This window comes from Desulfatiglans anilini DSM 4660 (assembly GCF_000422285.1).
Classification (GTDB): Bacteria; Desulfobacterota; DSM-4660; order Desulfatiglandales; family Desulfatiglandaceae; genus Desulfatiglans; species Desulfatiglans anilini.
Window position 1 is genome coordinate 86,503 of sequence record NZ_KE383814.1, and the last position, 12,233, is coordinate 98,735.

At 63.3% G+C, this 12,233-nt stretch carries 8 protein-coding genes; 5 read left to right on the top strand and 3 right to left on the bottom strand.

Annotated elements, in window-relative coordinates:
• Positions 1-60 precede the first annotated feature (60 nt).
• Positions 61-663 carry a MarC family protein gene (locus H567_RS0121705; RefSeq protein ID WP_028322992.1) on the top strand — a complete coding sequence of 201 codons (603 nt, stop codon included), beginning with the start codon at positions 61-63 and terminating at the stop codon, positions 661-663.
• Here H567_RS0121705 and rlmKL read toward each other — a convergent pair whose 3' ends face one another.
• From rlmKL to H567_RS0121720, 3 genes are all read right to left on the bottom strand, one after another.
• Positions 664-4,020 carry a bifunctional 23S rRNA (guanine(2069)-N(7))-methyltransferase RlmK/23S rRNA (guanine(2445)-N(2))-methyltransferase RlmL gene (gene rlmKL, locus H567_RS29510; RefSeq protein ID WP_084517753.1) on the bottom strand — a complete coding sequence of 1,119 codons (3,357 nt, stop codon included), beginning with the start codon at positions 4,018-4,020 and terminating at the stop codon, positions 664-666. It lies immediately after the preceding gene.
• A 408-nt stretch (positions 4,021-4,428) separates the two neighbouring features.
• Complete coding sequence (locus tag H567_RS0121715; protein ID WP_161626679.1) at positions 4,429-4,761, bottom strand: Hsp20/alpha crystallin family protein; 333 nt, start codon at positions 4,759-4,761, stop codon at positions 4,429-4,431.
• Positions 4,762-5,333: 572 nt separating this feature from the next.
• Positions 5,334-6,095, bottom strand: coding sequence for an SIR2 family NAD-dependent protein deacylase (locus tag H567_RS0121720; protein WP_028322994.1), 762 nt, complete (start codon positions 6,093-6,095; stop codon positions 5,334-5,336).
• Between the two features lie 283 nt (positions 6,096-6,378).
• Here H567_RS0121720 and H567_RS0121725 point away from each other — a divergent pair, with 283 nt between their 5' ends.
• From H567_RS0121725 to H567_RS27645, 4 genes are all read left to right on the top strand, one after another.
• Positions 6,379-6,846 carry a hypothetical protein gene (locus H567_RS0121725; protein WP_028322995.1) on the top strand — a complete coding sequence of 156 codons (468 nt, stop codon included), beginning with the start codon at positions 6,379-6,381 and terminating at the stop codon, positions 6,844-6,846.
• A 396-nt stretch (positions 6,847-7,242) separates the two neighbouring features.
• Positions 7,243-7,677, top strand: a complete 435-nt coding sequence (locus tag H567_RS0121730) for a PPC domain-containing DNA-binding protein (protein WP_028322996.1) — start codon at positions 7,243-7,245, stop codon at positions 7,675-7,677.
• 161 nt (positions 7,678-7,838) lie between these two features.
• On the top strand, positions 7,839-9,461 hold the full coding sequence (locus H567_RS0121735; RefSeq protein ID WP_028322997.1) for an acyl-CoA dehydrogenase family protein: 1,623 nt from the start codon (positions 7,839-7,841) through the stop codon (positions 9,459-9,461).
• A 160-nt stretch (positions 9,462-9,621) separates the two neighbouring features.
• A complete protein-coding gene (locus H567_RS27645; RefSeq protein ID WP_161626680.1) occupies positions 9,622-12,213 on the top strand; it encodes a DEAD/DEAH box helicase in 2,592 nt (863 codons plus the stop codon).
• The last annotated feature ends 20 nt before the right edge of the window (positions 12,214-12,233 follow it).

Here is a 12,233-nt window from a genome sequence, read left to right on the forward strand (position 1 = left end):
GGGGTCGTCGCGGTGTTTTTTCACACGGCACCTCAAGAGCAGCGGAAAGGACGTTCCGACATGAAGGCGTTCTGGCTCAGTTTCGTTCCACTGTTCGTGGCGGTCGACGCTATAGGGCTCTTTCCCATATTCCTAGGGCTTACCGAAGGGATGGGGGGAAAGGAGATCCGCCGCACGATCCGGCAGTCGGTGGTCACCGCCGCCTTGGTTGCGCTGGGTTTTCTTGGCGGCGGGAGCGCGCTCATGCGCCTGCTCGGGATCACCGTGGCGGATTTCATGGTGGCCGGCGGGGTTCTGCTTTTCGTGATTTCCCTGGCCGATCTCTTGGCGACGAAAAAACGGCTGCGCAAGCCGGACGGCGAGAGCCTCGGAGCGGTTCCCCTCGGCGTGCCCCTGATCGCAGGGCCCGCCGTGCTCACCACCACCCTTCTGCTCAGCAATGAATACGGGGCTTTTCCGACGGCCCTGGCGCTTGTGAGCAACATCTGTCTGGCCGGTGCCGTGTTCTGGTTCGCCCCGGCGATCAACCGTCTTCTCGGCCAGACAGGCGCGCGAACGGCCTCGAAGATCTCGAGCCTCCTCCTGGCTGCCATTGCGGTCATGATCGTGCGCAAAGGCATCCTCGCCTTCGTCGCTGCCGGACTCGGACAAGGATCCGGATGATCAGCCCTCCCGCTCTTGCAGGGACTTTTCAACGACGCAATGAAGCCCTTCACCGCTTCGGGTCGCCTTGAGGCAAAGATTGTCCGAAAGGCAGGTGGATGGGCGCCTGTCTCCTTCCATCCAGCGTTTGATCAGATGCGGTTCGCGGATCAGCGGGCGGCAGAGCGAGATGTAGTCGGCGGTGCCTTCCTTTACGAGTTTTTCCGCAGTCTCATAGGATCGAATCCCCCCAACGAGCATCAGCGGCATCTTCATCCGCGCCTTGAAGCGGCGGGCCGCCTGAAGATAATAACCCTCCGCATCGAGGCCTTCTATCCTGCCTTTCCGGATAGGATGGTATTTCCCTGAAAAGCCGGTGCCCCCGCTCAACTCCACCGCATCCATGCCCACGGTCTCGAGTTCGGCGGACACCTGGAGCATGTCGTCCTGCGTCAGGCCCGGCTCGAGAAAGTCCTCGGAGTTCAGCTTGACCATGACGGGAAAATCGCTTCCCACCGCGTCGCGGATGGCCCGATAGACATCGAAGAGGAGGCGCGAGCGGTTTTCGATTGTCCCACCGTAGAGGTCCGTGCGCTGGTTGAAATAGGGGGAGAGGAACTGGCTCAGCAGGTATCCATGGGCGGCATGGATTTGGACGCCGTCGAACCCGGCCTGTTTCGCCCGATTTGCAGCCCTGGCGAATGCGTCGACGACAGCCGCGAGGTCGCCGGCGTCCATTTCCCGGCAGGGTTCGCCTTTGGGCAGGGCGAAGGGGCTCGGTCCGGCCGCCGGGAGACCGCTCAAGGAGGTGGCAGCCTGGTTGCCGGCATGGGCCAGTTGCAGGACGATGACCCCGCCCGCCTTGTGGACGGCCTCGGCCATGCCCCTCAGGCCCGGGAGCAGGTCGTCGCTGCAGACCCCGAGCTGTCTGGGGCCGGCCTGCCCTTCAAGGCTGACGTAGGCGTGCCCCGAGATGATCAGGCCGACGCCGCCCTTGGCCAGATCGGCCATCATTGCATTGAGTTCCGGGGTGCAGCCGCCCGTCTCGGCGGCAAGGCCTTCCCAGGTGGCGGAGCGCACGAAGCGGTTGCGAAGGGTGAGCCCCGCGATGGTCGTGGTTTCGAAGAGATCGGGCATCCGTATCTGCCTCCTGTTGTTCGGGGTTCGAGCCGGCTTCTTCGTCAGGTGCCAGCAGTGGTGGATGTTTTCATGCCTCGCGAAGTCCTTCGGCAGGGTCGCGCGTGTGATGTCCCTGATGCTGCAGGAGCTTAGAACCTGCTCGTTCAGTTTGAAGCTCCGCCGATTGGTGGAAAAGATCAGGTCCCCCTCCGGTGCAAGCAACTCCAGGGCCTGGGCGAGCAGTTCCGGATGGTCGCGCTGGATGTCGAAACTCTGTTTCATCCGCTTGGAATTGGAGAATGTGGGGGCATCGAGAAAGATCAGGTCATACTGACGTGAGGGCGGGTTTTCCGCAGAGGTCTCGGCAAGCCATTGAAGGCAGTCGGCCTGGATCAGTTCCTGTTCCGCTGCATCGAAGCCGTTCAGTTCGATGTTGCGCCGCGCCCAATCGAGATAGGTGGCCGAGAGGTCCACGGTGGTGGTGCTCCGGGCGCCGCCCGCGAGCGCGTGGACCGTGGCGGTTCCGGTGTAGCCGAAGAGGTTCAGGAAACGTTTTCCGCCGGCCAGGGTCCGTATGAGGTCCCGCGTAATGCGGTGGTCCAGGAAAAGCCCCGTATCGATATAGTCCGTCAGGTTCACCCAGAAGCGGCAGGGGCCCTCCTTGACGATGGTGAAGCGGCCGAGGTCGTCCTGTTTCCCATACTGCCCGGCCCCTCTCTGGCGCTGCCGGACCTTGAAGAAAAGGTGGTCCGCCGGGATGTCGAGAACGGAAGGAATGACGGCCAGGGCCTCGGTGCGGCGCTCCTCGGCCCTGCGAGGGCTTACCGTGAGCGGGGCCTCGTATTCCTGCACGTGGGCCCAGAGGGATTCGCCCCGGTACAGATCGATCGCGAAATTGTACTCGGGGAGGTCCGCATCGTAGAGGCGGTAGCAGTCGACCCCTACACTGCGGGCCCAGCGTGAAAGCACCTTCAGGTTTTTTTTGAGGCGGTTGGCGAGCATCTCACCGCCCGGGCCGATCTCCGGGGCGGGCGGTTTGGGCGCCTCCGTCCGCGGCGGCTCGAGGCGCCCGCTGCCGGGTATGCGGCGCACACGCCTCCCGGGCGGGATCTCGAAGGTCAGCAGTTCACAGCGCAGCGGCCCGTTGTAGAACACATGGGTCCTGTCGGGGCGGAGCCCGATTTCCCTCCCGAGGCGTGGGTTGCCCGTGAAGACGGCCGCCTTCCACCCGCCGAAGCGCGCCTTGAGAATGAGCCCGATTTCACCGTAAAGCGGGATCAGGGCGGTTTCCTCCCCGATGCGCTCGCCATAGGGGGGATTGGTCACGAAAAGTCCGGCAGGGACCTCTCTCGGTGGCATCGTATGGGCGATGGCGCGGGCTTCCACCCGAATCCTTCCCTGGAACCCGGCCCGCGCCGCATTGGCAAGACTCACCGAAACCGCCGCAGGGTCCTTGTCCCAGCCCATGATGAGAGGCAGCCTCTGAATCCCGGCCTCGCGCCTTTCCCGGGCCTCTTTGAGGAGTCTTTCCCAGAGGCGCGGGTCGTGGCCCCGCCACCCGAGGAATCCGTAGTAGGGCCTGAGCAGGCCGGGCGCAGCGTCGGCGGCCATGAGGGCCGCTTCGATCAGAAGGGTGCCCGAACCGCACAGAGGGTCGGCGAGCGGCCCGCCCCGGGCGGCGATTTCGGGCCAGCCGGAGAAGGCGAGGACCGCTGCGGCCAGATTCTCCTTCATGGGTGCGAAGACGCGCTCTTCACGGTAGCCCCGGAGGTGGAGGCTCGATCCGGCCAGGTCGAGGCTCACCATGACGCGGTCTTTCTTGATGTAGGCATTGACGCGCACGGAAGGCTGCAGCAGGTCCACCGAGGGGCGGACACCGCCTGCATCCCTGAACTGGTCGACGATGGCATCCTTGATCTTGAGCGCGGCATACCTGGAATGCGTGATGGCGGATTGCTCAATCTTGCAGTCGACGGCGAGGGTGTCCGAAGGCCCAAGATGCTGCGACCAGTCGATCATCCGAATTCCTTCGTAGAGCGCCTCGGGCGAAGCCGCGGGAAAACTCGTAATAGGCATCAGGACGCGGTTTGCCAGGCGGGACCACAAACAGACGCGGTAAGCGCTTTCCAGATGGTCCTCAAAGGCCACCCCGGCGCGCCCGGGTACGATCTTGCGGGCGTTGAGAGCCTTGAGTTCATCCGCGAGAAGGCCGCCCATGCCCTTCGGCGCCGTTGCATAAAATCGGTAAGAAGCCTGCAAAAATGATCTCCTCAGTGTTTCGATCGGCGCGGCTGCCTGGGAAAAGGGCGCGCCGCAGCCTGGAATGGCTGTTTTGGAAGGGGGCCGTCAACCGGATGTAAAGGCAGTAAAGCCTCCACGCCGTGGATCGGTGGGGATGCATCGGCAGGAGGCTTTTATCGGCGAAGGAAACAGCACTTAACCAATAAATGATAACGGAACGGCATCCGGATTGCAAGACCTGTTTCGGTGCGCTCTTCCCGTCCACCCATGGGATGGGGGCACCGGATGGCGCCGGCCACTTCATGCGTTGCCGGTGGGGGCTCTGAGATCTGCATCTCTGAGCATCTCTCAGAAATAAAAGGGCCAAGCCTCTTGGAGGCCCGGCCCTGGCGCGTTAATCATGAATTGACGATTGAATGGGTTAGGCTATTTGATGTCGATCTTCCTGGATTTCTCGCCTTCTTTCTTAGGCATTGCCACCGTCAGGACGCCGTCCTTGAACTGGGCGTCCACCTTGGATTCATCGATTCCCGTGGGGAGGCGGAAACTCCTGGTGAAGGAACCATAACGGGATTCCCTCACGTAGTAATCAGCGCCTTCCTCTTCCTTTTTGGATTCCTTTTTTCCGGTGATCGTCACAACGCCGTCTTCGTAGGTTACGCTGATGTCGTCCTTGGTCATCCCGGGAAGTTCTGCCTTCAGCAAGTACTTCCCCTCCTTTTCACTGAGGTCAACACTTGGAGTCCACTCTTCACCCATGTCCCTCATCCACTCGGGCCACAAACGATCGGAGAATACATCTCCCCAACCTTCGCGCCCGAAGGGCGTCATCCATGACGGCCTTCGCGTCCTTTTAACCAGTTCCGTTGTCATTGCGACACCCCCTTTCTTTGGCAGGCAGGTTCAAGTTTTATTTATTATACACCTGTCGCCTGCTCAGATTTTGTTTATTTAATAACCACCTTTCTGCGGTTGTCAACCTGTTCACAACATTTCTTCTTCGCGCGATGGGTCCTTGGCACGAGCGAGACCGTGGGACGGCCATGGGCTCAAAAGGGTGCAAAAAGGGCTTTCCGCTGCACCCTGGGCTCAAATCCGGAAAGCGGGCTTTTTCCCTTCACACGCTTCGCGTGCCCAGTCCCACCGCTTCGCGGCGGGTTCCCGGGTTTCTTCACACCCTTCAGGTCCTATGTCCCACCGCTTGGCGGCGGCTTCCCGGTCTGTCCATATCGAGGAAAGCGATCGCTTGTGCGCAGGCGGCCTGAACCCGCTGCACGAAAGGGGCGGATTGGCACCGAAACAGGCGGGAAAGGCCGTTTCCAGGTTGAAAACTACCGGGCTTCTGAAGCGATCATGGTATGCAGCACCCCGCCGATGGATTCATGGATGAGCAGGTCGGCGCTTTGGTCCAAATGAGTGGGGTCCCGATTGATAATGATGAGCCTGGCGCCGTTGCGCAGGGCTTCTTCCGGGACGGACGCGGCCGGGTAGACGACCAGCGAAGAGCCGAGGACTATGCATAAGTCGCAGACCGCTGCGGTGTGCATGGCCCGTTCCATTTTGTCCATGGGCATGCTCTGGCCGAAGGAAATGGTGTCCGGTTTGAGGATGCCGCCGCACGCCTCGCAATAGGGGGCCTTGACGCCGCTGCGCAGGACGGCCTCGATGGCTTCCCGGTCATACGGCTTGCCGCAGGTAAGGCAGGAGACTGTGAAGGCGGTCCCGTGGATCTCGATGATCCTCTCCGGGGAATTCCCGGCCTTGTGGTGCAGTCGATCGATGTTTTGCGTGACGACCGCCTCGAGCTTTCCCGCGTCTTCGAGCCGCTTCACCGCCAGATGGGCGGGGTTGGGAAGGGCATCCCGCATGGTGACCCAGTACTCCGAACTCATGCGCCAGTAGGCTTCCCGTGCGCCTTCGTCCGAGATGATCTTGTGGAAATAGAAATCGGACGGGTCGTAGCGGCTCCAGATGCCGCCCGGACTCCTGAAGTCCGGGATGCCGGATTCGGTGCTGAGACCCGCGCCGCTGAAGACCAGGATCCTTTGGGCCTGCTCGATGAGGGTTCTGCCTTTGCTCAAGAGCGCATCCATGGTGTCGCCTCCCGGGGATGGGATTGAAAGGCCGTTTGGGAACAGGTGCGGGGTGACGGGTTTCCCGCGCGGTGCATCCGCCAATCTCATGGCCTTTTTCCGAAGCATAGGGTAGGCTGAAAAGGAAATCAAGCCCGGATGGTCCGATCGGCCGCTGAAAAACCAGCGGCTTAGAAGCGGCGCGCTTCATGCGGAGGCGGCTGGGGACGAGGGTGCTGCGGGCCCGGCAGGCGCCTTGAAGAGCGAAGAGGTCCCTTGAAGGGTGACAGGAGAGGGGAGTTTCATGAGAATCTGTGACGGGATCGTGATCGATGTTCCCAGGGAGGGCAAGGTCAAAGTGGCGGTTCGGCCTCAATTCATGGAAGGGAACCCTGTTGGGGCGCGAGACCCGGACCTTGCCGCTCGGGACGATCCCGCCGTTTTCGAGATCGCGAACACGGTCGGGGCCGAGGTCGGCGACACCGTGCTGCTCGTGGCCCCCGACAGGGCCCGCACCCATCATTTCCTGCCGTTTGTGGGGCTGATTGCGATCGGCGGCCTGTTCGGGTTGCTGATCTTCCGCCTGGTGGACAATCAGTGGGCCTTGAGCGCCTATGCCGGGGCGCTGGTGTGGTGGTTGGCCCTCGTCCCGGGGGCGGCCGTCGCGGCCTTCTTCCTGCGTCGAAGCGGCCGGGGCGGCGGTTTTGCCATCGACAGGGTGCTTAAAAAGGCGCCACGGGAGGAATCAGGCCCGGACGGGACCCTTCGTTGATGAAAGACGGTGGCCGGGGCGCCCCGAGGAAATTTTTCGGGGGTGAGCGGCGGCAGCACGAGGCAAGGTCCGCGGCGGATGACGGGAGCGCCTCCCTGAGGCGCGCTTTGGGGAGATCAGCTTTTCGTGAGCCCTGTTCAGCCATCTGGTTATTTGACGGCTTCTGTGCTATATCTTCCCCGTCGCTGAACGTCGACTTCCCTGGCCGCCTTTCGCGGACGGCTCAAAGACGGCGCGCTTCGGGCGGATGCCGGTCGATCGGTGTTGGATAGCCGCCCGCTCACGGGGAAGCAGCCCTCGCGCTCGAAGGTGCGTTTCGCGGACCATGCCGGCCAGGCGCATTTCGGGGGCGCTTTTGTCTGAGCATCCGGCTGTAGGCCGGTAGAGGAGGGAATCATGGCGACGTCCAAAGAGGTTCGGCACGCCGGTTACTATATGGGCCGGCTTTCGAAAGACTGCGACCTCCTCGAGGCGCTCGAGCGGTTCTGCATCGAAAAGGGGATTACGCTCGGGCGCGTGGAGGCCCTCGGGGCGCTTCAAAAGGCGAGGCTCGGCTATTATGATCAGAAAAAGCGGATCTATCGCTATGTGGAACTGGATCGAAACCTGGAGGTGACCTCCCTCATGGGGAACATCTCCCTGAGGGACGGGCGTCCGATGGTGCACGCCCACATGACCCTGGCGGACAGGGAAGGCAAGGCCTTCGGGGGGCATCTCACGACGGGGAACGTTGTTTTCGCCTGCGAGTTCGTCATCCAGGCCTTCGAAGGGGCGGTGATGGAACGGACATTCGATCCGGAGACGGACCTCTTTTTGTGGGATCTGAGATGATTCTCAGGCGGTTTCAGGGGCGGACCCGTGATCGGATGATCTGAATCCGTGACGCGGAACCGCCCGGGGACGGATGAGATTCCGATATTCACCTTTGCCCGGCAGGTGGTGTGGATAAGGACCCAAGCATTGATATCGAATTCCTTGAAGGAGGCTGTTGCATGACAGGACAATCGAAAATGGACCCCGAAACGCTGTCCATGGTGATGGAGACCATCGCGAAACTGGAGCGGGAGCGTATCCCCCTCGAAACGAGACTGGCCCTGGACCAGGCCGGGGAGTTTCCCATGGACCTCATCCGGTTCATGTTGGGGCCGGACGTAGCGCTCCACCTGATCTTCATCCCCGAGGAATATGGGGGCCTGGGGGCCGGCGCCACCGAGATCGCCCTCGTGAGCGAGCGGATGGCCAGGATGGATCTGGCCATTGCGACCTCCTTCCTGGCCATCTGCCTCGGCATGGACCCGATCCGGGTGGGAGGGACGCCCGAGCAGAAGGCCAAGTACATCACGAGGATCGCCGAGGAAGGCCTGATCGTCGCCTACGGGGTGACCGAGCCCGATGCGGGGTCCAATGTCCAGGCGTTGAAGACGAAGGCCGAACGGGTGCTGGACGATGGTGGCCAGATCACCGGCTACCGGCTGAACGGCCAGAAGCAGTTCATCACGAACGGCGGGGTGGCCGACCTCTACACGATTCTCGCCGACACGCCCGAGGGGCCGTCGTTCTTCGTCGTGGAGGGCGGGGCGAAGGGGCTCGTCCCCGGCAAGCACGAAGACAAGCACGGCATCCGGGCCTCCGACACCTGCCCCCTGACCCTGGAAGACCTGTTCGTCCCGGTGGAGAATCTTCTCGGCGGCGTCGAGGGACAGGGGCTGAAGCAGGCCAACCAGGTCTTCGGGTACACGCGCCTCATGGTGGCGACCTTCGGCCTTGGCGGCGGGATGGCCTCCCTCGAGCGTGCGATCCGTTATTCGAAGGAGCGCATCCAGTTCGGCGGGCCGCTCTGTGAAAAGCAGGGGTACACCCATCGACTCCTCGTTCCGCATGCCGTGCAGCTCGAGGCGGCTCGGGCCTATATCGAGTGGGTCGGCCGGCGCCTGGACACGGTCGATGAGGACCTGCAGGTCGAGGGTTCCATCGCGAAGTATTTCGCTACGGAAGCCGGCGACGCCATGGCCAACGACGGCATCCAGGCCTTCGGGGGGTACGGCTACATCCGGGAGTACGAGGTCGAGAAGATCAAGCGCGATGTGAAGATCCTGACGATTTATGAGGGGACGAGCGAGATCCAGCGCAGCATCATCTCCATGTTTCGCATGCGGGAGACGGTGCGCTCGAAGGGCGGCTTCTACGAGCGGATGGCCGCCCGGGCGCTCGAGCTGCCTGTTTCGACCGGCGGCCCCCAGCTCTCCGATGCCTTGAAGGTCCTGAACGAGCTGATCCTCGGGGCCCGGAAGGCGAAGCTCACGCGCCACCAGATCGTCATGTTCCTGCTGGCGGACATGATCACCTGGTGCGAGGTGGCCTTCGCCCTCTGCCGGAAGGCCGCCGAGGATTCGGGGGATCGGCGGTACTCGAAGGATTACCTGGAGGCGGCGGCGAGGCTCTTCGTGTGCGAGGCCCTCGAAACCGTTTACACCAAAGGGCTGCGGCTCTCGCAGGGCGCGGGCGACGAGCCTCTGCCCGCGCTGATGGGGGCGCTTTCGGCCCTGCCGCTGGCCGAGTGTCTGCAGGGGATGCTGAGGGACATGGATCTGGTGGCCGCGGAGCTGGTGGCTTGAGATCCGGGTGAATGAGAAAACGGGTGCGGCGCAGGTGATGGAAAGGAAAAGACCATATCGTAGACGTCCTCCTCGCAAGGGACGGCCTCCCGCGCGGACGGTCCGGGAGAAGAGGACCCCGCCCGCGCTCCGCACCCGTTTGGACAAGAGCCTGAGGCCTGTGTTCGCGAAGATCGGTGTGCCCGAGCCGGCCCCGTTCCAGCCGGACCCCTTCCAGTTGGAGGCCCTCGCGCTGATCCGGGATTATGATGTTTTGGTGAGCGCGCCCACGGGCGCCGGCAAGACCTGGATCGCCGTCCAGGCGATTCACGCCGCCCTGGCCGAGGGCCGCCGCACCTGGTATGCCTCTCCCTTGAAGGCCCTTTCGAATGCCATCTACCAGGAGTTCATCCAGGAGTTCGGGGCCTCGAGCTGCGGCATCCTGACGGGAGACCGCAAGGAGAACGCCGATGCCCCCGTGATCGTCGGGACGACGGAGATCCTCCGCAACCAGCTCTACGACGCCATGCACGAAGGCACCCAGGTGCGGGCCGACCTGGTCGTCCTGGACGAGGCCCACTACCTGAGCGACCCCGACCGGGGCGTCGTTTGGGAGGAGGTCCTGATCTACCTCCCCTCCCGGGTGCGGCTCCTGCTCCTCTCGGCCACCGTGTCGAACGCCCGCGAGGTCTGCGCCTGGCTGAAAGAGGTGCGGCAGTCGGAGAACCGGGTCGTGCGGGCCGCCGACCGGCCCGTGCCTCTCGAAATGCTCTTTCTCTTCCCGGATTCCTTCATCGGGCCGCTCGGCGGGGCCAAGGGGCTGAGCCCGCGGATCCGGAAGTTCATGCAGTCGCCGGGGGCCAAAGGACGCAGGGACAGCGGCCGAATGGATTTTGGCGCCGTCATCGCTGCGCTGCGCGAATACAATCTGCTGCCGGCCATTTTTTTCCTGAAGTCGCGTGCTGACTGCGACCGGGCCATCCTGACCTGCCCGCCGGTCGAGCACGCGGAGGACACACGTCCCGAGATGGAGGCCGAGATCGAGGCCTTTCTCGCGCAATACCCCCACCTGCGCGGGCACCGTCAGATGGGCCCTCTCGTGGAGTCGCGCGTCGCTTCGCACCACGGAGGGCAGCTGCCCTATTGGAAGCTGCTCGTCGAAAAGATGATGAACCGGGGCTGGCTCGAGGCCATCTTTTCGACCTCGACCGTGGCGGCGGGGGTCAATTTCCCCGCGCGGACGGTGGTTCTGCTCCAGAGCGACCGGTACAACGGCCGCGAGTTCATCGATCTGACCTCGACCGATCTCCACCAGATGATCGGCCGGGCCGGCCGGCGCGGGAAGGACTTCATCGGCTTCGCCCTCCTCGTCCCGGGAAGACACCTGGACCCCCAGCTGATCTATGACCTCCAGGACGCCCTGCCGGAGCCGCTTGTCAGCCAGATCCACATCAACTTCTCGATGACCTTGAACCTGCTCCTCTCCTATGGCCCGGAGGAGATCAAAACCCTCCTCGAGCGCTCCTTCGCGGCGTTCCAGGAATCCCGCTTCGGATCGAGCGTCCAGCAGCGCTGGGATGCGATGGTCGCGCGCCTCAGGCGGGTGCTGCCGGAGGGGCGCTGCGACACATCGGACCCCTTCGCTGTCATCGAGAACATCCAGAAGACGGCGGAGCTTCAGAAGGATGTCCGCAAACTCGACCGCTTGGTGCGGAACGAAGCGCTGGCGGCCCTGTACCAGGCCTATTTGAAGCCGGGGCGTCTGTTCCTGCACAAGAACGGAGCGGTCTACGCCGTTTTCCGGACCCAGCGGGAGCACCGGCAGCTCGTCTGCGCCGCCTACAACCTCAAGCGCCTGCCGCGGGCGCGCAAAGGGCGGATCCCCCTGCGCAAGGTGCCGATCCACCAGATCCAGGTGCTGTACGACTACCGTGTGGAGCTGCCCGAGGCCTTCGACCCGGAAGAGGTTGCGCGCTTCTTTGCGGAGGTCCCTACGGAGGGTCTCCCCGTCCTGAACGTGGAGGTCTCGGACGCGGACCTGGGAGGGGAGGAGCTCGATCGGATCCGGGAGAAGCTGCGCGCCCTGCCTTGCGAGCGCTGCGAACACCGCAAGGTCTGCCACCGCGAGAAAAAGGGCCCTATCCGGCAGCTTTTGAGGGAGCTCGAGGCTTTGGCGGTGCACATGGAAGAGATGGAAGGGGGACTCTGGCTCAGCTTCAACCGCCATCTGCGGTTTCTCAAGGAGACAGGCTTCGTGGATGCCGCAAACCGGCTTACGCCGGATGGGGAATGGGCCTCCAAGCTGCGTCTCGACCAACCCCTGCTCATTGCCGAACTGATCCGCAGAAGAGGGCTCGAAGAGGCGACACCGGAGCTGCTGGCCGGCGCGCTCGCGCCGTTTGTGTGGGACCGGGTGCAGGAGGTGGAGCTTCGGCTGGGCGGTGGCATCGGGCTGGACCGGGTGGAAGTGCTCTTCGACCGGATCCTCGACCTCATCGCTCCCATCCGGGAGCTGAAGGCCCGGCGGGGCTTCGCGAATCCCCCGATCCTCTTCTGGCCGGCCGCGGCTCTCTATCTCTGGGCGCGCGGGGTCCCGTGGGAGGATCTCCTGCGGTGGGTGGCGATCGATGAAGGGGACATGGCCTCCCTGATCATGCGGACAGCGGACCACCTGCGCCAGGTGGCCAATCTGCGGGAAACCCACCTCGAACTGGCTCTGAGGGCCGAAGCGGCCATCGAGCGGATTTTGCGGGAGCCGGTTTTTATCGAATAGCCGGATGAATTTTCGGCCGC